This window comes from Cyanobacterium sp. uoEpiScrs1, assembly GCF_947331815.1.
Lineage (GTDB): Bacteria > Cyanobacteriota > Cyanobacteriia > Cyanobacteriales > Microcystaceae > Rippkaea.
Genome location: NZ_OX373462.1, coordinates 2,305,684 through 2,332,075, shown reverse-complemented (window position 1 = coordinate 2,332,075; position 26,392 = coordinate 2,305,684). Strand labels below are relative to the sequence as shown.

The following is a 26,392-nucleotide window of genomic DNA, read 5'->3' as shown; positions in this document are numbered from 1 at the left end:
ATTATGGTATAGTTATTGAATAAATGTCTTCAGAAAAAATTAGTGATTTTAATTCCAACTACTTAATTGTCGCCTATATCATCAAAGACAAATAATTATCTAAAACTATTTTTCTTTTAACATCTGAGTCATGAATGATATTAATTTTTCTTTTATCCCTACAGTTTCTGTGATTTTAGCCACCTATAATCGAGCAGATTATTTAACAGAATGTATTAAAAGTGTCCTTAGACAAACTTATCAAGATTGGGAACTAATTATTGTTGACGATGGCAGTCAAGATAATACTTTTGAAGTAGTTAATCTTTATATTGAAAAGTGTTCTAATATTCGCTATATAAAACATAAAAATCAAGGAGCTGCGCTATCAAGAAATATAGGAATTAAAGTCTCTTTTGGAGATTATATAACCTTTATTGACAGTGACGATAAATATCTTTCCCATCACTTACAATCTAGACTAGACTTTTTTAAAAAATATCCAGAGATTGAGTTGATTTCAGGAGGATTCAAATCAGATGAAGAGACCTGGGTGAAAGACTATTATAATCCTGGCCAAAAAGTTAATATCCAAAGCTGTGTTATTTGTCCCACCTTTTTCGGCAGAAGATATGTATTTTTTGAATTGCAAGGTTTTCAAGACATCATTTATGGAGAAGATACGGACTTATGGGAACGTGCTGCTAAAAAGTTCAAAACAAAAAAAATTGTCGAGCCTTTGACTTATCTATATACTAGAGCAGCTGATAGTATTTCAAGGCAAATTTCTCATGAATTTTAAAGATCCTCGACGCGGCAAGCAATTACGAATGTTAATACAAAAACTTGGGTTATCTGATACCTCACAGATTAATTGGTCATGGTTGGATCTTGCATTAACCCATCCCACCATTTCTAGGGAAAATAACTACCAACAACTCGAATTTGTGGGAGATTCCGTCGTAAGGCTTGCAGCAGCTGAAATTCTTTTAGAAATCCACCCTAATGAATCTGTAGGAGAATTTGCTGCTTTACGTTCTATGATGGTTAGTGATCGAACTCTAGCCCAATTTGCCGAGAGTTTTGGATTAGAACGCTACCTCCTCATGGCTGATCATGTAGCTAAAGACGAAGTCGGAAAAATTTCTCGTTTAGCAGATACTTTTGAGGCAGTTTTAGGTGCATTATATTTAAGTACTCAAACTATGAGTTTAGTACGTCCTTGGTTAGATGATCTTTTGAAAGCCAAAGCGGAAGAAATTCGACAGGATCCAGCGCGCCAAAACTATAAAGATGCACTACAAGAATGGACTCAAGCTCAGTATAAACTCTTACCAGAATATCGAGTTCAACAGGTTGATTCAATCTCAATTAGTCAACCTAGTTTTCTAGCTGAAGTTTGGCTAATTGACCGTAAATTAGGATCAGGGCAAGGTCGTTCAAAAAAAATGGCTGAACAAGCCGCAGCTCAAGAAGCTTTTTCAAAATTCGTTAATATTTGTGATATTTAAGTAAGTTAAGTGAAGAGTCTAACTCTTAAATTCTCCCTTGAAAAAAACAAACTGATTCAGAATAATAAAAAAAGTAGTTTATGTTTGGTAGAAATTTAAGTTAGCTATAATTGAATGAGCACGACTCACTCTTAATAATTAATATCTCATTCCTGATATAAATTGATATATATTTGTTGATATAATATTTTAAAACAATAATCTATACAACATGGATTATGTAGACTAAATAAGTGAGTTAGTCTACATAAGCTTACAATAAAAACAGTCAAAAAAAGTAATTACTCAATGTAAGCTTACATAAAATATTTTCTAAATTAGAAAAGTAAAAATAAATAACATGATGCTGTGCCTAAAAACTTATTCTAGTTCAAAAAAAGGCAAAAACATTATGTTTGAATCTAAGACAATAAAAGATAAACAAAGCGTGTTTATTAATTCAATTAGTAAATACAATTACTATATTAACTTTAGACAAAGTACAAAATCTGTAGAACTTTTCAGGACTTTAAATAATAACAAGTGAAACATTCTAAATTATTTAAAAAATGTAAAAATATATTTATTTAATATTCTTTATGCTCATTTAAAGCTATTGACTGAACATATAGTTTTAGACAAATATATTTAATTATAAGAAAAGTAAAGAAGGCATCGTCAATGGATGTAAAATATTACATAAAAATAATTTTATATCGTATTGTTAATTAACAATACGATGAAGTATTTGTTAAAATAAGTATCGGCTGAGTAAATACTCTTTTAAATAGACGAAGTTATTCAAGGATATAAAGGTTAATCATGGAAACACAAACTCTTAATAATAGTTACACTATATTACTCTGCAGTAATATATATCAAGAAAATATAAGTTAAGTTGGATAAATTAACTTATATTTTTAGAAAAGTTGTGGAAAAATAGAAAAGAGAAGTAAATCAAATCTCATTTAGTGTGTACGTAATATGATTCGTTTGTGGTTATATTTTGTCTTAACGATTATTTTAATTGGCCTTAGCAGTTTAATTATCGCTTGTAGTTCTTCAAATCCCCTCACAGAATCTGTTCCTAATCAAGAGGTAATCAAAAAAGCAATTGTCTTACAATTAACCCAAAATTTTCAGCATTTGAGCGATCATTTAAACACAACTCTTCCCCAGATTAAAATCAATCAAATTCAAGTGAAGCAGCTTGAATTAGTTCTAATTACACAGTTATCTACTTACCATCTTCAGGGTACTTATGATTTAAAATTAATGTTTCCTCGTCAAACAAAAAATAAGCAAAATAATCAATTTGATATTTATATACAACGACAGATAGAAGGAAAAACTTGGCGTTTACTGAGAAGAGAATATAACACTACCCAATGGAAAAGTTATTTAGTAATTTAGGTGAATAGAAAAATCTTTAGTTGTATGATCATTATAGAATTTTACAAGGTTTAACTATACAATTAAAATGATTTCTTGTAGATTTTGTTGTAAGATATGTGACTGACATTAAAATAATATTAAATTAATTAGAGTAGAGATTATATGAACTGAGACAATTATTTACTTTATTGTTTAACTTCAATTGAAGGATTAACTTCCTTCTATAAGCCTAGTAAAAGATAGGTTAGCTATAATAAAAGGATATCAATTTTTTTTCTTGAAAAATTTGAAAGACAACTGTGTATAAATAAACTATATCGTAATAGGAAAGAGTGTGATAAGTTTATCCTAATTATAGGAACTAGTTACTGCGATATTAGTAAGACAAACCTTTTTAAAGTCCCTACAAATATTGGTAACCTAATACAATTTTTGAAAAAAAGATAATTTCCCAAAAATTGTTAAAATTGTTGAAGAATAGAAAGGATTAACTTTCTTCCCGAACTAGGCTTTTGGAATGGGTTTAGTTTTTGCATTCGGACATAAGATAACTCGATATTTAAGACGGCACATCCTTCTGAGCAATCATATCCCATCATGGCTAGCAGTTGGGTAATGCAAAATATTGGTAGTTGACTATACTAAAAGTTACCACCTTAAGACGAATTTAACTTAGAGAATAGTGTTCGAGCATAGTATAGGTTAATCACCCCTGTCTTAAAATCTCTTTGTGATTGGCTGACATTTTTATGCCGGCAATTTATGTAGAATAATTTTAATACTCATAAGCCAGAAGTATTGAATAGCTTGACTATCGCCAATAGTGGACAGAGACTAAAGACCTTGATTCCGATAGAAGCTAACTGCATAACTTGATCAGAAAACAGCAATTAACGATACCTCATTCATGCTGACCTGTATTGTTTGAAATATTTTTCTTTTAACTAAACAAGGTAGAATAGAAGGGTTGTACTAGGTAAAACATTAAGTGATTGAGCGTTACACCATTCCCGAAATGGGGGAATTATGGACAGATACTTACAGACTGAAAACCTGGCTACAAGTAGAGATTGCCGTCTGTGAAGCACAAGCTGAATTGGGTTATATTCCCAGAGATGCAGTAGAGGAAATAAAAGCCAAAGCTGATTTTGATCTCCAACGAGTTCTTGAGATTGAGGCTGAGGTTCGTCATGATGTGATTGCTTTTTTAACTAATGTTAATGAACACGTAGGGGATACAGGACGATATATCCATTTAGGGTTAACCAGTTCCGATGTTCTTGATACGGCTTTAGCCCTTCAAATGGTAGCCAGTCTCAATTTGATTTTGGAACGTCTTGAAGATTTAATACAGGTTATCCGCTACCAAGCGCAAGAGCATCGTAATACGGTAATGGTGGGACGATCACACGGTATTCATGCTGAACCTATTACTTTTGGTTTTAAATTGGCAGGATGGTTATCTGAAGCCTTGCGTAACCGTGATCGTTTAGTGAACCTACGCAATAATATTTCGGTTGGAAAAATTTCGGGAGCAGTAGGGACCTATGCTAATGTTGATCCTCGTGTAGAAGCCCTTGCTTGTCAAAAATTGGGGCTTCAACCTGATACCGCTTCAACTCAGGTCATCTCTCGTGATTACCATGCTGATTTTGTCCAACAATTAGCCTTGCTAGCTGCTTCTATCGAACGGTTTGCAATAGAGATTCGCAATCTTCAACGCACTGATGTTTTGGAAGTTGAGGAGTTTTTTCATGAGGGACAGAAAGGTTCTTCTGCTATGCCCCACAAGCGAAATCCCATCCGTTCAGAACGCTTGACGGGAATTGCTCGTATCATTCGAGGACACACTGTCGCCGCTTTAGAAAATGTCGCTCTATGGCATGAACGAGATATTTCTCACAGTTCGGTGGAACGGGTTATGTTACCAGATGTTTGCATTTTAACCCATTTTATGTTGCTTGAAATTACTAGCTTAGTGAGAAACTTATTAGTTTATCCTATAAATATGAAGCGCAATATGAATATTTATGGTGGAGTTATTTTTAGTCAACGGGTATTATTAGCCTTGATAGAAAAAGGGATGAGTCGCGAATATGCTTACAAAATTGTTCAAGGATGTGCTCACCAAGCCTGGAATAAAATTGATGGTGATTTTTATAGATTAATTAGACAAGATCCACAAGTAACTCAATATTTATCTCTTAAAGAACTTGATACTTGTTTTGATCCTCAATATCATTTACAGAATTTGGATCAAATCTATCAACGACTAGGAATTTAAAAATTATATTTCCGGACCTAGAGTTTTTATCTCACCTAAAATAAATCTTTGACAAATTATTGATATTGCTGTGATAGACTTTTTCTGTTTACTAGTCCTTTAAACATGAGTTCAATGCTATAGTCAAAAACTGTTGTTATTTCCAATGTCTAAAGATATAGTTGGAAGTATATTTTTGAGTTCGTAACTGGTAGTCGGCAGACTTCCATTAGGGCATAATTTGTATGAATAACTACTGTGATTTTACTTTGTAAATCTACAAAAATAGGAAATAGTAACATTGTTATTTAGATAAATAATTTTATAAAATAATTATAGATGACTGCCATACGAAATATAATTCTACTAAACTTATGATGCTAATATTTAAAGTTTGATATGTTTATTTAGTTTGTAACAATGAGATTCTAGATCTCACATGAAATAAGTTTTAAAGTAATCTGTATTTATTGTAATCTAATTACTAGAAAACTTTATCAAAACAACAAATTAACTATTATAGATTTATCCTAGTACTAGGATAAATCTATCTTAAGATAGATTATCATTATCATTAAATGATATCTAATCAATATAGAAGTAAATTCAAAGAAGAGTTGAACTTTATCAAAAAAAAGAACATGTACTAAGGCATATAATACTAAAATTATTGATTATAAAATCAAAGAAGTTATTGCCTTAAACAAATAGTCTATTGTCTTAACATTTTGTTTATTAAATATACATCGTAATTTAATAAACAAAATATTATATAGGAATATAATCTTATTTTACTATTTAAGTTTTTTGTCTAAACTACTTGCATACACTAAGTAATTTTAATATCTGTTTTTATACATTCGCTGTTTATAACTTCGGTTATTGTAAGTGATTAAATTGTTTGTTTAAGACTATTCAAGATATTTTATATCTTGTAATGATAAAATTATTTGTCATCTACTTCTTGTACAAGAGTACAATTTATCTTTTAATGAAAAGATAGACTTAAATAAAATATTTATTCTCTAATTTTATTTATGATAAAATATTTTCAGTCGTAACTTAAGCTTAATCTTACTATTCTAATAGATAAAAACCTAATACACGAGCCAGTTGGCACCATTCATGTTAAGTTCTGCATGAATGGTAATCAAATAAAACTTGCTAATAATTAATTAATCTATCCTCAATAAGATTCAAGTAGAAAAAAATATTTTCAAAAATCTCCCATGATTTTAAAACTTATCACAATAGATTAAATATTCAAAATAATATTGAGATTATCAATATTAAAGCGAAAATAGATAATCTCAATATTCTAAAGAATAGAGATTATTTGGAGTTGGATAGATAACTACAATCACTATCTTTTTAGACCAACGAATACTTAGGTCATGTCACAATTGTCCTAACAGCTAGTTGACTCATCTCCCCAAAAGTTAGTTAGGATTAATCCACATTAAAGTTTGTCCATATTCTACCGGTTCTCCATTAGTAATCACAATCTCCATGACCTCTCCAGCCACTTCTGCATCAATGTCATTCATTAACTTCATCGCTTCAACAATGCAAACCGTTTGTCCGTTACTAATGTGATCACCTACCTCTACAAAAGGGGCTTCGTTAGGGGCAGGAGCTCGGTAAAACGTACCTACCATGGGAGAAGTAACCGCTACCCACTTTTTGTCGACAGGAGACGATACTGAAGATTTAAGGGGTTCAGATGAGGGAGGCATAGTAGAATTCTCCCCTGTTGTTAGAGAAGGGAGAACAACGGTTGGAGGAGGCGAGACAGTTGATGCAACCGGAAAGTTGTTATTTCCTCGACGTACAGTCAGTTCAAACGTTTCGGTTTTTAGGGTAACTTCTGCAATATCTGTTTGAGAGATTGTCCCTAACAGTTCTCTAAGTTCATTGAAGTTGATCGACACAAATCATCCATCCTATAAAATAAATAGAAGGGCGGTTGTCCAAATTATGACAACCGACACAAGGTAAACTTAAATATTTAAAAGTCATGTTCGTCCTAAATAGGAGCCGTCGCGCGTATCTACTTTAATTTTTTCTCCTATAGAAATAAATAGAGGAACCATAACTTGTGCTCCTGTTTCAAGAATAGCTGGTTTTGTTCCACCAGTTGCTGTATCTCCTTTAACCCCTGGATCGGTGTCAATAACTTCTAACATCACTGATGTGGGAAGTTGAACTTCTAAAACCTGATCGTTCCAAAAAAGTACATCAGCTTCCATTTCCTCTTTGATGTAATTGACAGCTGTTCCCATTTGTTCTGGAGTCAAGCGTGCTTCTTCGAAAGTTTGCATGTCCATAAAAACGTATTGCTCACCCTCTTTATAGGTATGTTGCATAGTGCGCTTTTCCAAGTTAGCTGAGGGGACGGTTTCCCCAGCACGGAAAGTCCGTTCTATAACGCTTCCGGTCTGTGCATTTTTTAATTTGGTTCGCACAAACGCCGAGCCTTTACCAGGTTTAACGTGTAGAAATTCTATAACACGCCACACTGCCCCATCTAACTCAATAGTGGTACCCGTCCGAAAATCATTACTAGAAATCATGAAATGCTTTGAGAGCCTAGAAATGTCAAGACTAATTGTACAAGAGATTGGGATTAGGAACTAGAGATTAAGGGTTGATCTCCATTAATAGAGGTTAAATATACAGAGTGGTGGTCAACCGCAGCTTTGACAAAACCTAAAAACAACGGATGGGCATTATTAGGACGAGACCGAAATTCAGGATGAAATTGAGTTGCAATAAAAAAGGGATGTCCAGTTAATTCAACAATTTCTACCAACCGGCCATCGGGGGAAGTGCCACTAATTAAATAGTCCGTTTCTAGTAAAAGACTCCGAAAAGCATTATTAAATTCATAACGATGGCGATGACGTTCGTAAATTACCTCCTGCTGATAAAGGGAGTTAGCTAAAGTATCTGGCGCTAAACGACAGGGATATAGTCCAAGGCGCATAGTTCCACCTAAATCCACTACATCCTGCTGTTCTGGTAAAAGGTTAATCACTGGGTTAGGTGTTTCTGAATCAAATTCTGCACTATTAGCTCCTTTTAGATGAGCTATATTTCTCGCCCATTCAATAACCGCGCACTGCATTCCTAAACACAACCCTAAGAAGGGGATCTTATGTTGACGGGCATATTCGATAGCTTTCACCTTACCGTCCACGCCCCGAATGCCAAATCCCCCAGGAACAATAATGCCGCTAATATTGCTTAAGAGTTTCTCTGGACCCTGTTCTTCAATATCTTCAGCATTAATCCATCGTAATTTAATTTCACTTTCAACAGAAATCCCACCATGGACCAAAGCTTCTACTACAGATAGGTAGGCATCGCTCAACTGGACGTACTTCCCTACTAAGGCTACTTCAATTTGTCGAGTAGGAGACTGCATTTTATCTATTAAAGTTTGCCACCGGCTTAAGTCTGGTTGACGAGGCTCAAGCTTTAATAGTTTTAAAGTCTGTTGGGCAAGACCTTCTCGTTCTACAATTAGGGGAACTTCGTAAATGCTGCTAGTATCTTGATTAGTAATGACAGATTCTACAGGAACGTCACAAAATTCTGAGAGCTTTTCTTTCATTCCCTCCTTTAAAGGACGATCACAACGACAAACAAGTACGTCGGGTTGAATACCAATCGACCGTAATTCTTTAACAGAATGTTGGGTGGGTTTAGTTTTCATTTCCCTGGCTGCTGGGATCCAAGGAATTAGGGTAACGTGCATATAAACTACGTTAGTACGTCCTACATCTTTACGAAACTGACGAATAGCTTCCAGAAATGGTAACGATTCGATATCACCAACAGTTCCTCCAATTTCAGTAATTACTATGTCAGGATTGGTATTTTTAGCCACCCGATGAATTCTTTCCTTAATTTCGTTGGTGATATGAGGAATTACCTGAACTGTTCCTCCCATATAAGTACCCCGTCGTTCTTTGTTTATCACCGCTTGGTAAATTGACCCTGTGGTGACACTATTGAGACGGGACATGGAAGTGTCAGTAAAGCGTTCATAATGTCCTAAATCTAGGTCCGTTTCTGCCCCATCTTCTGTGACAAAGACTTCTCCATGTTGAAAAGGACTCATGGTTCCTGGGTCAACATTAATATAGGGATCAAGTTTTAGAATTGATACAGAATAGTCCCGTGATTTGAGAAGGCGACCTAAACTAGCTGCTACAATCCCTTTTCCAATGCTGGAGACCACTCCTCCAGTGACAAAGACAAATTTAGTCATAAAAACTTACACAACTATGGCGAACTTCACTATCCCATCGGCTATTTTAACCTGTTGTCTGGGTTTGAAAACTTAAAACCTCACTGTTAAACCATTAAAAGTATTGATTTAAAATCATTAAATAACATTTGCTATATGAAACAAAGACTTGAATAAACTCTGAGTTTTTTATTAAAAATAAGGACGTTAGTTTTTGAGCTGACTCATTTAAATTTATTCCAATTTATTTAATTGAACTGTGAAGAAAGAGTTTTACAATTGTTCATATTAATGTGTATTTTCTTGTGCTGCTATTATTTGTCTTAAAATAATGGTTGTTTTAAAAATTTTTGCTTTTTGCAAAAAAATTATAGATAGCACTTTTTACAACAAATTAAGATACAATGCACAAGTTCTATCTTATGGAGTTAATCATTATTTTTAATTCAACAATAGAATTCGTCAGACTATGATGCTTAATTTGTGGTTGTCTATAAACCTCTTTTAGTTGTGCTTGGCTTGTGAAGCACTTTATTATTTTATAATGGCATGGGTACCTCACTCTCAGTCTTTTCTAAAAACCTAGACTATATATGCCAGTTGAAAGTAACAATTGACATTTTCCTTGTTAGTTACACAAGCGAACAATAAAAGTTTTTAAATTTTAACCATCAGACATTCCTGTTAAACAGATGTTATAGATATGAACTTAATTACCCTACAAAATTTCCTTGATAACACTTCATTTTTAATATTATTCTTCACTATGCTCATTTATTGGACAGGAGCAGCCTTTCGGGAAACCTCTATCCTACCTGCTTTGGGAACAACAGGAATAGCAATAGCCAATTTGTCAATTACTGCACTATTAGCAGCTCGTTGGCTCGAAGGTGGATATTTTCCGTTAAGTAACCTCTATGAGTCTTTATTTTTTCTTGCCTGGGGCGTCACAGCTGTTCATTTGATAGCCGAAAAAATAAGTGCTAGTGGATTAGTTGGGGTAGTAACAACTCCCATAACAATGATTATTACTGCCTTTGCTGCGTTGTCTTTACCAGCAGATATGCAGACTTCAGCCCCTTTAGTTCCTGCCCTTAAGTCTAACTGGTTAATGATGCACGTTAGCGTTATGATGTTGAGCTATGCCACTTTGATAGTCGGTTCAATGCTAGCAATTACTTTTTTGGTAGTTACCTATGGACAAGATATAGAACTACGGGGAAGTTCAGTTGGGACAGGAAGTTATCACCACAAGCTTAATCGTCTACGACTTTCCAAAATCGACAGTAATGAAAAAGTTTCTGGGACTACGGTTGTTGACCAAAATGGTAGTGAAAAAACAACACATTTTGAGCGCGGCGACTCTCAGGCTTCAACAGCTGATTCGACTCTTCTATCTCTCCAGAGACTGAGTTTAGCTGATGTCTTAGACAATGTCAGTTATCGGATCATTGGGTTAGGTTTCCCCTTACTTACTATTGGCATTATTGCGGGGGCAGTTTGGGCTAATGAGGTTTGGGGATCATATTGGAGTTGGGACCCTAAAGAAACTTGGGCGTTAATCACCTGGTTAGTGTTTGCTGCTTATCTTCATTCCCGCATTACCCGCGGTTGGCAAGGACGTAAACCGGCTATCTTAGCCGCTAGTGGTTTTATTGTGGTTTGGGTTTGCTATTTAGGAGTTAATTTATTAGGCAAGGGTTTACATTCTTATGGTTGGTTCTTTTAATAAGAATAAGAGACAATTATATATAATCCATATATTGGGATTAAATAATTAAGTTATTTGTTTTAATTTTTTGCAAGAAAAACAAAAATAATTAGTCAAATTATTTTTGTTTTTCTCCATAAAAAAATGGCGAGATATTGCAAAGTAAACTAACTAACTAATTAATTTTAAAAAAATAACAAACTCATTAATAAAAACAAAGCATAATTTAGAGATACATCTTCTATTATTTTTGGCTTCTAGCTATTTTTAAGTTCAATACTTATATTTATTAATATTTTTTAGTCTCAATAGATTTAGTGGGTTAAGTCTATCTTAGAGTTGAACTATTTTTTCAAAAAAGTTAAATCCAATTAATATCATAAGTAAATTATAAATAAATACTTGTTAAATACCAAGAAGATAGTATTAGGTAAGATTTTCTTTACTTTAAGCATAAAAATTAAATTTTCTGAAACAATTTGTAGAATACAATAATAATGTTTTTAAACAAATACTTAGTACTTGTTAAGCAATAGAATTATGAAATTTTAAAAGCTTTAGTAAAGTGATTGATGATTGGGAAACAAATCAAGATATAACTCGCAGCCATTGTAAGCTATATACTTGAAAATTTTTTTAGTAAATAAACCAAATAAATATGTTTTAAGAATTAATTTGATTGCATTTAAAAAAAGTAAACTATAAGAGTTAAACCTCAACAGATGAACTTAAATACATTTAAAAAAAATAGTGGTAAATACTAAAAACAACCAGTAGAAATCTCTAAAGTAGAAAAGATTATTAAAATAGAAAACAGAAGATATCTATCATAACTATAATCTGGAAATTGACAGCATTTTATAATCCATAATTGAATTAAAGCAATCATTGTGTATGGTTGCTTCCTTCAGGAAATATTTAGTGTAACTTGTCAACGCTTAACTTGACTACTATTAATACAGCAACTACCAATAAATAACAAGTTTAATCAATTATATTAAACTGTCTTAACCTACACAGAGAATTTTACCTAAAAATTGGGTTAGAATTTCAAACGGGACGTTGCAAAAACATACATCTATACAAATATTTTTAGAGAGGAGCGTATGGATATTCGTGGGATAGACACACCACTATTGGATTGGACTGGAGATACTTTAGCGTTAGGCCTTTTCGAGGATGCTATGGAATTAACAGGCATTTTACAGGAATTAGATGAGAAATTAAGCGGAACTTTACGAGAACTAATTGAAGAAATAGAATTTGAAGGTAAGCCTAATAATAGCGCAGTGAATCGCATTGGTAGTAATAGTCCCATCCGAAAAGTAATATTAGTAGGATTGGGAAAAACAGAAGATTTAAGCTTGGATGTTGTTAGGTTAGGGGCTGCAACCATTTCCCGTCTTGCTAAACAAGCTAAGGTTAAGACTTTAGGCATTAACCTTCCAGTAGTTAATGATGATGTAGCAAGTACAGTTAATGCAATTACACAAGGAATCATATTATCTCTACATCAAGATAAACGTTTTAAATCTGAACCAGATAAGAACGGGCTGAAACTAGAAAGAGTAGAAATTTTAGGGTGTGGAAAGAACGAAAAAGCTATCAATCAAGCAAATATCCTTTGTTCTGGCGTTATACTAGCACGGGAATTAGTTGCTGCCCCTGCAAATAGTGTCACCCCTGTTACTTTTGCTGAAATTGCTCAAACTATTGCCAAGGACCATGAACTTGATATTGAAATTTTAGACCGTGAAAAGTGTGAGGATTTAGGAATGGGGGCCTTTTTAGGAGTGGCTCAAGCCTCTGATTTTCCACCAAACTTCATTCACTTAACCTATAAACCATCCGAAACCCCTCAAAAAAAACTAGCCATTGTGGGTAAAAGTTTAACCTTTGATTCTGGAGGACTTAACCTTAAAGGAGCAGGAAGTAGTATTGAAACCATGAAAATGGACATGGGGGGTGGTGCAGCAACTCTAGGAGCAGCAAAAGTAATCGGTCAATTAAAACCAGATGTGGAAGTCCATTTTATCTGTGCTGTTACTGAAAATATGATTAGTGGTTGCGCTATGCACCCTGGAGATATCCTAACCGCTTCTAATGGAAAAACCATCGAAGTGAATAATACTGATGCAGAAGGAAGATTAACTCTAGCGGATGCTCTGGTATTTGCCGAAAAATTAGGTGTAGATGCGATTGTTGATTTAGCAACCTTGACAGGGGCGTGTATTGTAGCATTAGGAGACAATATTGCCGGGCTATGGAGTACTGATAAAATCTTAGCTGCTCAACTTAGGGAAGCTGGATCTGTAGCAGGAGAAAATTTCTGGGAAATGCCTCTGGAGGAAAAATATTTTGAGGGGTTAAAGTCTCCTATTGCAGACATCAAAAATACAGGACCTCGTGCTGGTGGAGCAATTACTGCTGCCTTATTCCTAAAACAGTTTATTAAGAAAACCCCTTGGGCGCATCTTGATATAGCAGGACCTGTTTGGTTAGATAAAGAAAATGGGGTCAATAATTCCGGGGCAACTGGGTTTCCGGTACGAACTCTAGTTAACTGGGTTTTAAATCAATAGAGAGCTGATGGAAAAATTATTAAGTCCCTACTACGGGACTTAATAACCCACTTATTGCCTAAGTTAGCCAATCCTTATAAAGTCCATAAACACTTTTTCAGTTTACTCAGGTTGGGTTGGCATTGTATAAGCTAATCTATTTATAAAGATATTCCTAATGATGAGATTCTACACACAGAATTAAGACGTTCTGTTAAGAGCTTATATAATATTAACCTACAGGATGTTGATAGTATGACTATGGCTCATTCCATTAAAGGGAGAGGATCATTTTTAGATCTCAAACTAAAAAATATAAAGTTTCTTCAACATTACCGTCAATAAGTCCAAAATTGAGCATCATCTACGCAATGGCACGATTAAAATTACCTTTTTGGTCCAAAAAATTGATTGATTAACTTCTAATTATCGTCTAAATATATCAAATAAACGTTGCTATAGTTTCGAGTAACGTATCTTCCTTTACTAAACTGAGGGTGACAATCTCACCGGCATTCACCATTGGATTATATTTACGCTCTTAAATTTTCTGAGTATCGATAATGTCATTAAAAAGTTCTTCTGTAGGTTCGACTCCAATTTTATTCAGAACATATTCCCACCCCCAATCTTCTAAAACCATTCCATAAACTAATGGCTTAACAATTGATTGAATCACTAAGGGGACTTGTGTATCACCAGCATTACAAATTTCACCCTTAGTAGTTATAAGACTAATCCCCAATAGATTAGGATCAACTTGTGCTAGCTCCTGAATATGGTTTGCATTTTGTCCATCTTGTACAGATAGGTAGTGCTCATATACATTGTAGAGAAAAGCTGACACTGATCTCTTAATCCCTAATTTTTCAGTAGCTAATACCCGATAGTTCTCTGGATTACTAATGTCTAGCATATATTAATGATTCTCTAGTTATTATGTTGATCACAGTTGGCTTATCTTCGTAAGAATACAAATTAATGACAAAGGTATTAGACGAGAGTAAGCTACTAAAGGATTAAAAACTCTCAGGCTATGTATCACCCTTGAGGGAGACAATTACTGTTTATTAGGAAAAATCGATGAAACCAGCAAAATTAAATGGATTCAAAACCTATACACAAGCTGTCCAAGAGGGAAAATACGATCTGTATGTTGGTAATCTATTTGGCAAATATGATAACGTCCGTACCTACTGGGAAGATCAATTAACTAAAATTGTACTACGTCCTTTTCTGAGTAACTTAGTAGACAATCAAGGCAAGAAGAATCAAGGTATCAGAATTGTTGATCTCGGCTGCGGTGCCGGTCAAGGTTATGATATTCTAACCAAAATTGATCGTCATAATCTAGATTTAGGCGTACAACATAAACGGATTTTACCTAATAATGATCTATCTGTTTTTTTAGGATTGGATATTAGCCAAGCAATGGTAGAAAAGGGACAAGTTCTATTTGCTGATCATCCTCATGTTCGATTCAAACAGGCTGACTTAAGTGAAGGGCTTGGTGACCTAAAAAAAAATGAAGAGCCTTTTGATCTATATTTCTCATCCTACGGCTCTTTGTCTCACTTAGCTCGAAAGGATTTAGTTAATTTGTTACAAGACATTTGCTGTCATGGCAAACGTGATAGTCTAATAGTGATGGACTTAATTGGAAGATACTCAATTGAATGGCCTGATTTTTGGGATGCTCAATCGGAAGAGGAAAAGGTCCGTGAATATAATATGAGTTATCTTTATTCTGAATCAGTTCGTCAAACTATAGATATTGAATCATTTCCTATTCGTTTTTGGACGGGAGAAGAAGTTAGAGAGTTAACCAAAGAAATTACTATTAACACAGGAATCAATCTTGAAGTAATCAAATTGGTAGACCGTTCTATCTTAGTAGGTCGTCATACTGATACTCGGGCATTTAATCCTAAACTTAAACAGACTCGTCGCTTAATTAATTCTCTTCATGAAGATTACTTGCGAACCAACTTGGAAGAACTAATACTGGATGCGACTATCTTTCCCGAGCATCACTTTATTACTCCTATGTTACATGAACTTATCAATTCTTGGAATATTTTAATTAAGTTTACCAAGCATCGTCTGTCCCATAATCATTCTCTTCCTGAACTTCAAGGATGGGATAGTTTTCCAAAACCCTTACAATTTGCTTTAATGACTATGGATCGGGTTATCTCAGATGTTGGTTGGATGTGGTATTGTGATCCTCGAGCTAATATTATTGAACCCCAACTAGGATATGCTCTTAGAACCTTAGAATATGAAATGCAACAAGGATGGGGCTGTGGACATGGTTTGATTGCGATACTTAAAATTGGGTAGTCTATAAACAAGATCAGAGCTTAATAATCATATTAAGCTCTGCTTTAAATGGTTAACTCTTTAGAAACTAGCAGACTATAAATTAGTAGGCAGGCATCGTATACTTGAAGTTCATTGGACCTTCATATCCAGAAACTTCAGCTAACTTTTTAGGAAGCTGAGTTCCTCTGAGAACTTGTCCTTTTATTTCCCAAGTAGGATAAGACTTGACTCCAGCCCTAATACAAGCCTGTGGATCAGGATTTTTCCCATCAGGGGCACATTCTATGTAATCAATTTCTCGAAAAGCTTCTTTTCCGAATAATTGTTTTTGTTCAAAACAGTGGGGGCACCAAAATGTCCCATATTTTTTTGCTCCTATCGCGGTGAGATGTTTGGCTAAGGCAATCTCCGCTTCTCCTGATGTGGTGGTAATACTCCACCCATTAGGGGGCTGAGGTTCAGTGTTTGGCACGAGAATGGGAGTACCACCATCAACAGTAGCTTCATTAATACCGGCATAGACCCCCAGAGTTCCTACTATAGTTATCATAGCTACTATTATAGAAATAAAAAAAATTTGCCCTGGTTCCTCCCATTCTCGTCCTAAAATGCTTAGTATCATCAAAATAAGGGATAGTATTGCTGAACCGATGCAATAATAGCACGTAGTTCTCAATTCCGTTGCTAAAATATACATTAAGTAGCAACTAAAGATGGCCATTGAAGTTCCCCCAGCCAGTAGAAGTAACCAGGTCCAGTCTTCAAATTGTTTTCTAAGACGTTTGTTATTGTCTGATCTAACAACTAGAGGACCTAGAGAAAAAATTCCCATGCTGACATACGCTAGACATCCAAATAAACTGAGAGGTAACCCAAAAACTGTAGCATAAGGACTATCTAGAACACTTTTACACCCTTTTACTCCAGTTTTTACGGCTTCTACTCCACAGGCAACTTCTCCTCCCACCAATTTAGTGATGGTTAAGTAGGCAGTCAAAATAGCTCCAACAACAGCGATTACTCCAATAATGGGGCGTGACCAGCGATAAATCCAAGGTATAGAACGTCGGCGATTCATAGTAAGATTTGTTAAAATTCAGTCCGTATCAGTGATTTTAACAATACCCTACAGAGTCAATTTTAAAGAAGGCTGAGATTGTGACCTTTCTTTAGATACGTTGACTTGTTGTGCAGCCTCTACAAATTGGGCAACCCGAATAGGATCAATCGATTCTCTAATTCTACCGTTACGTTTTAAGGAACTAGCGACAATTACGCCATCAGCAGCTTGCATTAATTTTCCGATATTATCCCAGTTTGCCCCACTACCAATAAAAACAGGGGTTCCTTGGGCTGCTGCCGAGGCTAATTCTAAGTCTTCTAGACTGGGGGGAAGTCCTGTTGCCCATCCTGATAAAATTACTCCGTCAGCTAAACCTCGTTCAAGAGTATCCCTGACTGCAGTAGTTAGGCTAGAAATTCCTAAAGAATAAGCGTGTTTAACTAAGACATCGGCTAAAATAGCAACATCAGCTCCTAATTCCCGCCGATAACGAAGTAGTCTATGGGCATTGCCTTCAATTAACCCCTGGTCGGTTGCCATAATTCCCGTAAGAACGTTAACCCGAATAAATTGAGCATTGATAATGGAAGCAATTGCCATTGCTCCTATGGCGTCGTTACGGAGAAGGTTAATCCCGATAGGGACAACTACTAAATTTTTAATGCGATCAACGATCAAAGTCATAGCACTAATAATGGCTGGATCAACCTGATCTTTTGCAAAAGGGGCATCAAAAAAGTTTTCGATGATGATACCATCTACCCCCCCTGCGACAAGTGCAGTTGCTTCCTGTTCAGCTCGTTCGATAACCGAGGTTAAACTACCTCCCCAACGAGCAGAAGTAGGAAGAGGTAACAGGTGAACGACACCAATAACCGGATGTGTTGTGTTGAAAATTTGAGTCAAGTCCACTGAATCTACCTTGATGGTCGGCTACGATTGATGCCGTTGCGAAATTAAGATCCGATAACAAATTGTATCGTAGTTGGGGAACCTCCGGTGAGAGGAAGATGGAGTGAGGGGTAGATTTTTTAACTTTTGTCCTAGTTGTTATAGGTACCATATAAATGTAACGGTTTCACCATCGAAACACCTACAATTTATCAACACCCTTGAGCCTTAATATTTTTTAAGGATTGATTGTTTGGCCAAATTGTTTAAGATGTACAGTTTCTATGTACTACTTTGGCAAGCCTAATGTTCAATATGATTAAATTGATCATTTTTAAAAGCTGCAGTAACTGTGTACGAGTTCCTGGAAATTTTATAACACAGTTGACAAAACACTGGAGAAGGTTAAAGCCATAAACAAAAATATTATTTTATTAGAAATTTTTTAAAGGACTGTCTAAGATAATTGATTTTGCCATAAAGAAATTTGAGCTCACCAAGAAAACAGGATACCTAACTATTTGTCAAGTTCATAGTAAGTCGTTGAGATTTAGTCTATAATTTTCCGTATAAGAGTAAGTGAGTTGAGCAATAATCTCTATATTTCATAAATTTTTAGTGTTTTATTTACAATACATACATAAAATTAATTAGCAAATTAGGATGTGCTATGGAATATTTTTATTAAAGATTATTTAAAAATTTGAATCTAGTGAATATTTAGTTGAATAAATAAGTTTTGTAATGATTAATGTAACTAAACACTAAAAATTTATGAACAATAATAGTGAATGGTAGCATATAAGAGAAGCCCGTTAGGAATAAATAATCTTAATCCCAATAAATTAAAATTTTAAAAAGGTCGTAAAATATATAGCAAATAAAATTCTTACATTAACATCGACAATGTAATGCACTGCTGTTAAGTTAATTTAGAGCTATAATTTGTTATTTGAGTTGTTGTAGGATTCAATTTATATCTTTAATATAACGATTAATGCTAATTTTTACTCTAATTATTTTAGAATTAAATTATATAGTCTGATAATTATACCCATAAATAATATTGATTGATAACTAAAAGTATAATGGCGATCTTAATGGTTAGTAACGGTCATGGAGAGGATGTGATAGCAGCTTGTATTGCTGAACAATTACGCAGTTTATCCAATGCACCTCAAATAGCAGCTTTACCTTTAGTAGGAGAGGGACACGCTTATAAAAATTGTGATATACCTATTATTGGGTATGTCCAAAAAATGCCATCAGGTGGGTTTAATCAAAATCCAAAATACTTACTAAAAGACGTTGCTGGAGGACTAGTCAAATTGACTTTTTGTCAGTATAAAAATATTCGTCAATGGGGAAAAAATGGTGGTAAAATTCTAGCAGTTGGTGATTTAGTTCCGTTATTTCTTGCCTGGTTGAGTGGAACAGACTATGGATTTGTTGGAACTGCTAAATCAGAATATTATTTACGAGATGAAAAAGATTGGTTGCCTCAAACTTCTTGGTTAGCGCGTCGGTTTGGATCAGTATATTTTCCTTGGGAATGTTGGTTAATGAGTCATCCACGGTGTCAGTCCGTATTTCCTAGAGACTCATTGACAGCCCAAATCTTAGAACAATGGCCAATCCGAGTTTTTAATCTAGGTAATCCGATGATGGACGGTTTTGAATCAAGTTCAACAGTTAATTTAAACTTAAAACACAATTCGTTAACAATCGTACTACTTCCTGGTTCGAGAAGTCCAGAAGCACAACAGAACTGGGAAATTATTCTGGAAGCAATTAAAGAAATAATTAAAGAAAACCCTAAAAATACCTTTACATTTTTAGGGGCAATTTCTCCTGACCTAGATATTGATAGTTTTATCCAACATCTAAGATGTAAAGGTTGGTTAGCTCAACCAACAATAACCAGTAAGTTTCCATTAAATGTTCCCAATGGATTAGTTTTTAACCAACACCACACCACTCTGATACTAAGCCAGTATTCCTATAAAAATTGTTTACAAACGGCTGATATAGCGATTGCCATGGCCGGAACAGCAACAGAGCAATTCGTTGGACTAGGCAAACCAGTAATTACTATCCCTGGAAACGGACCACAATTTACCTTAAATTTTGCTAAAAGACAGACTTATCTTCTAGGAGAATCAGTCATTTTAGTTGATCATCCGCGAGAAGTATCAACTGTAATTAATTCTTTAACAAAAAATCCTCAAAAACTACAAAATATCGCTGATAACGGACGAAAAAGGCTTGGAAAATCAGGATCTGCTAAACGAATTGCTCAATATTTAAAGGAGTATTTTTAAGTAATCATAATGTGTACAATGTGAGGATAATTTTAGATCCTCATAATTTATACAAAATTTATTTAATTTTGTGAACTTTAGTGTTTAACTATCTTCCTCTAATACGACAATGAAACAAGTAGGTGAGTAAATATACTACTGGAAATATACTTATGCTGAGTAAGAAGTTTCAGACAGTAGCCTCTCTGTCGAGTCGGGAAATGGAAATTCTCGAACTTGTATCCAATGGTTTAACTAATCTTGAAATTGCAGATAAGCTTAAAATTAGTAAGCGAACTGTCGATAATCATGTTAGTAACACTCTAGCAAAAACAAAGACGGAAAACAGAGTAGAACTATTGCGCTGGGCATTGCAGTGGGGCAAGATTTGCCTCAACGATGTTAACTGCTGTTCTTTACCTATATCTCATCAAGTAAATGTCATTAACGAAGTGGTATCATAACATTTCTAATAGATTCATATGGTAGACGATTATAGTTAATATCCTGATCTTAGGCTAGGTTAACTGTCAACAGAAAATTCTACTATTATTTCAATATAAAACTTTAAATTAGGTTTAAATACACGGTAGGTTAGGATAACATTCCCATTTTTACTGCGATGTCCAACATTTAGTATTTACTGTAGATAGACGACTGGAAAGAAGAGTCCTTGCTTTATGATGTTTGAGATCGTCAGATCATCGTCTTTTACCTTTACCAGGATTGAATCAGCCAGGAAGCCGTCTGGATAAAACTGATATTAGTTTAGATGGACAGTATATTGTTTATCTTTCTCTACACAAACAAAAACTTTAGGTTTTTGTTTGTGTTTGTTGAACATTCCAAACCTCAAAATTTACTATAAACTACTTAAGATAAATGCCTCGTCTACATATCAAAAGCAATGATCACTTTATTTTCTTTAATTTGAACTGAAGGGATAATGGGTTATTATCATTTATAACTGGGGGTTAAATACCTCTTTATCTCATCCTATATCAATTATTAAGAAATAATCGCTAACCTCAAATTAACTCGTAACATAAATAACCTACTCTTTTTCTTGTAGCCTTTCTAACGCTTTTTCGACTCTTTCTGAAGCTTTTTTCATTACCTCATCGAAGTTTTCTAAAATTTCACCAGGATAATTTTCTAAAATTTTAGTAGACAAGGAAATACGGCTTTTGTATTCGTCAATATTAAGGACTATTACCTGAACTTCTTGTCCGACCTTAAATAGTTGATTTAAGGAGTCAACCCGTAAACTACTAACTTGTGTAATATGTAATAATCCTGTTACCCCATTTAAATCTATAAATACCCCATAAGGTTCAATTCTAGCCACTTTACCAGCTACTAATGTCCCCACTGTAATTTTATCCATTTTTGCTGCCAAAATAGCACTGCGTTGGGACAAAACTAATTTATTGTTTTCTCGATTAACTTCCAAAAAATTAACAGTTAACGATTGACCTACTAAAGATTCTAAATTATCTTTCTCGAGAAGGTGTGATCTTGGAACAAACCCTCTCAACCCTCCAACCTTACCTATAACTCCCCCTTTATTAGTTCGAGTCACAAGCATTTGGACCGTTTGTCCGGTCTCAACCAATTCCGTTATATGGTCCCAGGCTTGTTGTAATTGGAGTTTACGAACAGAAAGTTTAACTTGACCTTCAGCATTTTGATCACCGATAATCAAAAACTTAAATTCCTCATTTAAAGGAAAAATTTCAACCAAATCAGAGTTTGAGTCTAAAGCCGCTTCTTTTAAGGGAACAAATCCTGTAGATTTGCCTCCTATATCAACATAAACTCCATCGGAGGTATGTTGAACTATTATTCCACTAACGATCTGTCCTTTCTCAAAAGTATAATCGTGCTGGTTTAGGGCTTTAGCAAAGTCATCCATGGAAAAGCTAATTCTGGATGGTTTAGAGGAACTAGATTCTGGAGTCATGATGATTGAATAAAGAAGGAGAAGCAATGAACAGTCGGTTAGGTTATCGTAATGACAACAAACCGTTAGTCGCAATTATAAATCAGGTGCTAAACAACTCTAACATATGCCTCCAAGCATCTCAGTCCACTCCTATTGCAGGAAATCCATAATTGGCCCCTTGCCTAAGAAAAAACTTGGTAGAAATATTATGTGTTATTGATATTGTTTCGATTTTGATACCTTGGTTTAATTTTTATAAATTTAACTAATTTTGGTAGCCCCTGAGATGTAGTCAGCTTCAAATCTAGCTTGGTAGAAAGCTAAGGTAACTACTACATAACCTATATTCAGCAATTTTTTAGTTACTCATCAAAAATATGGACACTGACTCTAAAATTTTTCTAACCATAAAAATACATCATATATTTGTATGCTTAAATAAGCATCAATAATAGCTAATTTTTTGTTGTGTACTCGAATGTATTGAGTTTTAGTCTCCAAGTATTATTGCAAAGAGACAGATAGCGAAAATTAATTTCTCTGTAAAAATTTAAGATAAGACTTACAAAGTTCCTTAACCGCTAAGTTATATAGTTGCTGTCCATGTTCTGGAGTCGCTAACGCAGGATTTGAGCCTATCCTTCCATCTGGATAATGACGACGAAAATCCACCGCCCCATAGATAGGATAATCAGATGCCACTTTTTCAGATAAAGGAACGTTTTTAATAGACTTGGGGTGGACATATTGAGTAATAGCTACCTCTGAGGGGGTGGCATGAGCTCCTTCTTGATCACCGTATAATTCCTTCGCCTTCTCGCATACAGAACGACACATAAACCAACTTTCCACTTGACAGCGTACTTGATCTGCTTGAGGAAGATTGAGATAAGCTAAATAGTCATAAGATTGGGAAAAAGCTCCTTTAAGGGAAGCAATGTTGCCACCGTGTCCATTAATAAAGAAAAATCGAGTAAACCCCACTTTGGTTAAACAGGTTAAATAATCTTCAATTACTTGAATTAAGGTCGTAGGACGTAAACTAATTGTTCCGGGAAAGGCTGTATGATGCAATGCCATACCTACGTTAATAGTAGGGGCTACCATCGCTTGAATTTCTTCTCCCACTCCTTCAGCAATCACCTCTGCACAAATGGCATCAGTCCCTATTAACCCGGTCGGTCCATGTTGTTCTGTAGAACCTATGGGGATAATAAGCCCTTGAGAGGTGTGTAGATAATTTTCAACTTCTGGCCAAGTGCTTAAATGTAACAGCATAAAATACTTAAGTGTCTTAGAAGACGTTGAGGAAAAGATGGAAAAAACTATACTTAACAGCTAACCTCGTTGTGTATCTTAACCTATAGTCAAATTTAAAAGCATTTTTTATCTTGTCTCTGGACTTAACTCAAGTTTTGTTCTGTCATAAAAACGTCAACTATCATCGAATTTTGGTAGTCAAAGACGAAGATGTAGTTTTCTATATGATTGTCATTACCTTAGTCAGAAGAAGAAGGTTATGAGATTATGAGATGATAAGTTCTTCCTATAGACACACTGAACCGAGTTAAATTTCTTCCAGAATAAAACCTCTTCAGAAACTAGACTAGAGTTCCTACCTGATGGTTTTAGACTTAACAGTGCTTAATGATTAACAGTTTGGCTATCTGTCGTCTTTTAGGACACGATGGGAATATTGTTTTTATTTTAATTCTTAGTGCCAAAGCTAACGAAACTGTTCAGGTTTTAGGTCTAGAGGTCAGGACAGATGGTTATTTAATCCAGCCTTTAAGTATGCGGAAATTAATGAATCGTTGTCGTGCCTAAATTCGTCCTCAAGAGTTTAGCATGTTATTTCATATCCCAATGAGTGTCGGGTAGATGTTCAGAGTAAAGAAGCAAATTTTTCTCCCAAAGAATATAGCTTACTAGACTTATTCATGAGCTATCCCCGTCGGGGTTGGTACTGTGAACAATTAATTAAACAGATGTGGGGACCCCATTTTTTAGAAAAGACTGAAACCGTTGATGTCCATATTCACTGGTTTAGAGAAAAACTGGAGCCTTATCTAAGTAAACCAGAATATTTAATTACAGTAAGAGAGTCTGGCTATCGCTTTGATTAATTACATGAAGTGATTGATTAACTTAGAGTCAAGCAATAATTAACATATTATCTGAGTTTAACAAACAACTTAATAAACCGAGCATTTCTCAATCTGCTAAATAATAGTTTCAAATATAGTCTTTTGGGATATACCATTCAAGTTAATCTTAAATCATGCAACATTAGTCAAGCTATCGAGGTTAAAATTATTGATTGCGATTCAGATTTTTTTGAGATAAATTTACCTCACATACTGATTGACCTTACACTTTCAATCGTTTACATCGGAAATATATTTCATGAGTACGAACTGAAACTGACACTCCATCCTTTCGGAAAAAAGTGGTCTAGTTCTAGCGATTGCTCTTCATACTTATGATTGCTCAATTACTACTGAAAATTATCCTTATACTATCAGAGCTTGGATAAAAGTGGTATTCTCAGTTTTAATAATTAGAATTCTATATGTAAATCCTAATATATTAGTTTATTGCTGTAAACTTAAATTTTAGAATAAGATTTAGAGAGGTAATTAACAGTTCTCATCTACTTTATACTATTTTCAGTCTAAATAGATAATATACCGGAATTTAAATGTTTTATTTAGTAAAATAAGACAAAATAGCTAAGGTATGCGTAGTCAAATCTAGGGAAGTAATAATAGGATTTTATCATTCTTTATTTTTTGCTTCTTATTCTTTTTTCTGATGTAATTCTCTAAGAGACATAGGATCTTAGAGCATAAATTATAAGAGAGATTTTGAAGAAAATTGTAAATAACTTCATTCAGCATTAATAATAAAAGATGAATGGAATAGTGAAAGAGACCAATAATGAATATCAATAGCGCGCTCAAAGTGGGAGTTCTAGGATTTGGGGGACTAGGACAAGCGGCTGCCCGAATTCTTACCCCTAAACAAGAAATGACCTGGGTAGCAGCTGCCGATCTTAAAGGTTATAGTTACTGTGAGAGAGGATTAGATCCTGATAAGTTAATCTCCACTTATCATGAAAAAGGGTCAATTGGCTATTGTGATCCCTATGGAACCTTCAGTAACAAAAGTATTCAAGATTTACTTGAAACTAAAGCAGTTGACGGCTATTTTCTAGCTTTGCCCAACCTTCCTAATACCTTTATGGCAGACGTAACTAAGCAATTTGTCGCGTCAGGATGGCGGGGGGTGTTGGTAGATGCTCTCAAGCGTACCAGCGCAGTAGAACAATTACTGAACTTAAAAGACGAATTGGCTCAAGCCGGGATTACTTACTTGACTGGATGTGGGGCAACTCCCGGTTTACTTACCGCTGCTGCAACTATAGCTGCCCAAAGTTACGCTGAAGTTCATCATGTCAGAATATCTTTTGGGGTCGGAATTGCTAATTGGGAAGCTTATAGAGCCACAATTCGTGAAGACATCGCTCATTTGCCAGGGTTTGACGTGGAAAAAGCTAAAGGGATGAGTGATGCTGAGGTGAAAACCTTTTTAGATAAAACTAATGGTATTCTAACCCTAGAAAACATGGAACACGCCGATGATATTATGCTGGAATTGGCAGGGGTTTGCGCTCGTGATAGAGTAACAGTTGGGGGCGTGGTTAATACCCGCAGTCCAAAAAAACCTTTAAGTACCAATGTTCAAGTAACCGGACGTACCTTTGACGGAAAAATCTCTACTCATACGTTTACCCTAGGAGATGAAACCAGCATGGCAGCCAATGTGTGCGGACCTGCTTTCGGTTATCTTAAGGCAGGAATAGAGTTACATCGTCGAGGGATTTATGGACTATTCACTGCTGCGGAAATAATGCCTAAGTTTGTGAAATAAAATGAAATACCTTGGTCAAAATAATAGGAGATCTTCGAAATTCAGATTTTTCAATAGAAGATTTGAGAAATCATTATGATATGATTATCTGAATTCGATCCAACACTGTTTAATTCGATTAAGCATGAATATAGTAACGGTTCGCGCAAACTAAACGCGAACTGCTTTTTTGTGTTCATATTTACTTTCTTTTTAAGACGTAACATAGAAAACGCTGCCTTTTCCTCATAATTGGTTGGCTACTGTTCAACTTTTTAATAGAAGTGATTTAAATCACAAAA

The 26,392-nt window shown here is 34.8% G+C and carries 20 protein-coding genes and 1 pseudogene; 13 read left to right on the top strand and 8 right to left on the bottom strand.

The window, feature by feature from the left end; translation table 11 throughout:
• The first annotated feature begins 130 nt into the window (after positions 1-130).
• From OXU93_RS08060 to purB, 4 genes are all read left to right on the top strand, one after another.
• Positions 131-781, top strand: a complete 651-nt coding sequence (locus tag OXU93_RS08060) for a glycosyltransferase family 2 protein (protein ID WP_267383685.1) — start codon at positions 131-133, stop codon at positions 779-781.
• The gene (gene rnc, locus OXU93_RS08055) at positions 771-1,490 is read left to right on the top strand and encodes a ribonuclease III (protein WP_267383684.1); all 720 of its coding nucleotides are present in this window, start codon (positions 771-773) and stop codon (positions 1,488-1,490) included. The genes OXU93_RS08060 and rnc overlap by 11 nt, the downstream gene beginning before the upstream one ends.
• Positions 1,491-2,453: 963 nt before the next feature.
• Positions 2,454-2,882 (top strand): hypothetical protein, encoded by a 429-nt coding sequence (locus OXU93_RS08050; protein WP_267383683.1) that lies wholly within the window; start codon positions 2,454-2,456, stop codon positions 2,880-2,882.
• Between the two features lie 970 nt (positions 2,883-3,852).
• Positions 3,853-5,148, top strand: a complete 1,296-nt coding sequence (gene purB, locus OXU93_RS08045) for an adenylosuccinate lyase (RefSeq protein WP_267383682.1) — start codon at positions 3,853-3,855, stop codon at positions 5,146-5,148.
• A gap of 1,418 nt (positions 5,149-6,566) precedes the next feature.
• On the opposite strand, the gene accB is transcribed toward purB, so the two are convergent.
• From accB to OXU93_RS08030, 3 genes are all read right to left on the bottom strand, one after another.
• On the bottom strand, positions 6,567-7,058 hold the full coding sequence (gene accB, locus OXU93_RS08040) for an acetyl-CoA carboxylase biotin carboxyl carrier protein (protein ID WP_267383681.1): 492 nt from the start codon (positions 7,056-7,058) through the stop codon (positions 6,567-6,569).
• Positions 7,059-7,142: 84 nt separating this feature from the next.
• A complete protein-coding gene (efp, locus tag OXU93_RS08035) occupies positions 7,143-7,700 on the bottom strand; it encodes an elongation factor P (protein WP_267383680.1) in 558 nt (185 codons plus the stop codon).
• A gap of 53 nt (positions 7,701-7,753) precedes the next feature.
• A complete protein-coding gene (locus OXU93_RS08030) occupies positions 7,754-9,403 on the bottom strand; it encodes a CTP synthase (protein ID WP_267383679.1) in 1,650 nt (549 codons plus the stop codon).
• Positions 9,404-10,085: 682 nt separating this feature from the next.
• On the opposite strand from OXU93_RS08030, the gene ccsB reads away from it, so the two are divergent.
• Positions 10,086-11,111, top strand: coding sequence for a c-type cytochrome biogenesis protein CcsB (gene ccsB / locus OXU93_RS08025; protein WP_267383678.1), 1,026 nt, complete (start codon positions 10,086-10,088; stop codon positions 11,109-11,111).
• Between the two features lie 1,088 nt (positions 11,112-12,199).
• Complete coding sequence (locus OXU93_RS08020; protein WP_267383677.1) at positions 12,200-13,675, top strand: leucyl aminopeptidase; 1,476 nt, start codon at positions 12,200-12,202, stop codon at positions 13,673-13,675.
• A 520-nt stretch (positions 13,676-14,195) separates the two neighbouring features.
• Here the strand turns inward: OXU93_RS08020 and OXU93_RS08015 are convergent.
• A complete protein-coding gene (locus tag OXU93_RS08015; protein WP_267383676.1) occupies positions 14,196-14,570 on the bottom strand; it encodes a glutaminase in 375 nt (124 codons plus the stop codon).
• Positions 14,571-14,737: 167 nt separating this feature from the next.
• Between OXU93_RS08015 and OXU93_RS08010 the strand changes: the two genes are divergently transcribed.
• Positions 14,738-15,997, top strand: coding sequence for a class I SAM-dependent methyltransferase (locus OXU93_RS08010; RefSeq protein ID WP_267383675.1), 1,260 nt, complete (start codon positions 14,738-14,740; stop codon positions 15,995-15,997).
• Between the two features lie 82 nt (positions 15,998-16,079).
• On the opposite strand, the gene OXU93_RS08005 is transcribed toward OXU93_RS08010, so the two are convergent.
• Together OXU93_RS08005 and btpA are read right to left on the bottom strand one after the other, a co-directional pair.
• The gene (locus OXU93_RS08005) at positions 16,080-17,057 is read right to left on the bottom strand and encodes a vitamin K epoxide reductase family protein (RefSeq protein ID WP_267383674.1); all 978 of its coding nucleotides are present in this window, start codon (positions 17,055-17,057) and stop codon (positions 16,080-16,082) included.
• A gap of 48 nt (positions 17,058-17,105) precedes the next feature.
• Positions 17,106-17,954: a photosystem I biogenesis protein BtpA gene (gene btpA, locus OXU93_RS08000; protein WP_267383673.1), complete on the bottom strand. Its 849-nt coding sequence runs from the start codon at positions 17,952-17,954 to the stop codon at positions 17,106-17,108.
• 1,067 nt (positions 17,955-19,021) lie between these two features.
• Between btpA and OXU93_RS07995 the strand changes: the two genes are divergently transcribed.
• The 3 genes from OXU93_RS07995 to OXU93_RS07985 all read left to right on the top strand — a co-directional run bounded on the left by OXU93_RS07995 (position 19,022) and on the right by OXU93_RS07985 (position 21,052).
• Positions 19,022-20,254, top strand: coding sequence for a lipid-A-disaccharide synthase-related protein (locus tag OXU93_RS07995; protein WP_267383672.1), 1,233 nt, complete (start codon positions 19,022-19,024; stop codon positions 20,252-20,254).
• 152 nt (positions 20,255-20,406) lie between these two features.
• Positions 20,407-20,697 carry a helix-turn-helix domain-containing protein gene (locus OXU93_RS07990; RefSeq protein ID WP_267383671.1) on the top strand — a complete coding sequence of 97 codons (291 nt, stop codon included), beginning with the start codon at positions 20,407-20,409 and terminating at the stop codon, positions 20,695-20,697.
• A 223-nt stretch (positions 20,698-20,920) separates the two neighbouring features.
• Complete coding sequence (locus OXU93_RS07985; RefSeq protein WP_267383670.1) at positions 20,921-21,052, top strand: hypothetical protein; 132 nt, start codon at positions 20,921-20,923, stop codon at positions 21,050-21,052.
• Positions 21,053-21,287: 235 nt separating this feature from the next.
• Here the strand turns inward: OXU93_RS07985 and OXU93_RS07980 are convergent, their stop codons facing one another.
• A complete protein-coding gene (locus OXU93_RS07980) occupies positions 21,288-22,196 on the bottom strand; it encodes a S1 RNA-binding domain-containing protein (protein WP_267383669.1) in 909 nt (302 codons plus the stop codon).
• Between the two features lie 5 nt (positions 22,197-22,201).
• Between OXU93_RS07980 and OXU93_RS07975 the strand changes: the two genes are divergently transcribed.
• Entirely contained in the window at positions 22,202-22,348 is a 147-nt protein-coding gene (locus OXU93_RS07975; RefSeq protein ID WP_267383668.1) for a hypothetical protein, read from the top strand.
• A 361-nt stretch (positions 22,349-22,709) separates the two neighbouring features.
• Here OXU93_RS07975 and OXU93_RS07970 read toward each other — a convergent pair whose 3' ends face one another.
• Positions 22,710-23,456: a creatininase family protein gene (locus OXU93_RS07970; RefSeq protein WP_267383667.1), complete on the bottom strand. Its 747-nt coding sequence runs from the start codon at positions 23,454-23,456 to the stop codon at positions 22,710-22,712.
• A 110-nt stretch (positions 23,457-23,566) separates the two neighbouring features.
• Between OXU93_RS07970 and OXU93_RS08660 the strand changes: the two are divergent.
• Positions 23,567-24,304 (top strand): annotated as a pseudogene (locus OXU93_RS08660) (response regulator transcription factor).
• An 814-nt stretch (positions 24,305-25,118) separates the two neighbouring features.
• A complete protein-coding gene (gene bioU / locus OXU93_RS07955) occupies positions 25,119-26,111 on the top strand; it encodes a (S)-8-amino-7-oxononanoate synthase BioU (protein ID WP_267383664.1) in 993 nt (330 codons plus the stop codon).
• Positions 26,112-26,392 lie beyond the last annotated feature (281 nt).

What these genes read in the sequence shown, in the direction of transcription:
- OXU93_RS08060 (WP_267383685.1), top strand. Translation starts at nt 131, where the DNA reads ATGAATGATATTAATTTTTCTTTTATCCCTACAGTTTCTGTGATTTTA.
- rnc (WP_267383684.1), top strand. Translation starts at nt 771, where the DNA reads ATGAATTTTAAAGATCCTCGACGCGGCAAGCAATTACGAATGTTAATA.
- OXU93_RS08050 (WP_267383683.1), top strand. Translation starts at nt 2,454, where the DNA reads ATGATTCGTTTGTGGTTATATTTTGTCTTAACGATTATTTTAATTGGC.
- efp (WP_267383680.1), bottom strand. Translation starts at nt 7,700, where the DNA reads ATGATTTCTAGTAATGATTTTCGGACGGGTACCACTATTGAGTTAGAT.
- OXU93_RS08030 (WP_267383679.1), bottom strand. Translation starts at nt 9,403, where the DNA reads ATGACTAAATTTGTCTTTGTCACTGGAGGAGTGGTCTCCAGCATTGGA.
- ccsB (WP_267383678.1), top strand. Translation starts at nt 10,086, where the DNA reads ATGAACTTAATTACCCTACAAAATTTCCTTGATAACACTTCATTTTTA.
- OXU93_RS08020 (WP_267383677.1), top strand. Translation starts at nt 12,200, where the DNA reads ATGGATATTCGTGGGATAGACACACCACTATTGGATTGGACTGGAGAT.
- OXU93_RS08015 (WP_267383676.1), bottom strand. Translation starts at nt 14,570, where the DNA reads ATGCTAGACATTAGTAATCCAGAGAACTATCGGGTATTAGCTACTGAA.
- OXU93_RS08010 (WP_267383675.1), top strand. Translation starts at nt 14,738, where the DNA reads ATGAAACCAGCAAAATTAAATGGATTCAAAACCTATACACAAGCTGTC.
- OXU93_RS08005 (WP_267383674.1), bottom strand. Translation starts at nt 17,057, where the DNA reads ATGAATCGCCGACGTTCTATACCTTGGATTTATCGCTGGTCACGCCCC.
- OXU93_RS07995 (WP_267383672.1), top strand. Translation starts at nt 19,022, where the DNA reads ATGGCGATCTTAATGGTTAGTAACGGTCATGGAGAGGATGTGATAGCA.
- OXU93_RS07990 (WP_267383671.1), top strand. Translation starts at nt 20,407, where the DNA reads ATGCTGAGTAAGAAGTTTCAGACAGTAGCCTCTCTGTCGAGTCGGGAA.
- OXU93_RS07980 (WP_267383669.1), bottom strand. Translation starts at nt 22,196, where the DNA reads ATGACTCCAGAATCTAGTTCCTCTAAACCATCCAGAATTAGCTTTTCC.
- OXU93_RS07970 (WP_267383667.1), bottom strand. Translation starts at nt 23,456, where the DNA reads ATGCTGTTACATTTAAGCACTTGGCCAGAAGTTGAAAATTATCTACAC.
- bioU (WP_267383664.1), top strand. Translation starts at nt 25,119, where the DNA reads ATGAATATCAATAGCGCGCTCAAAGTGGGAGTTCTAGGATTTGGGGGA.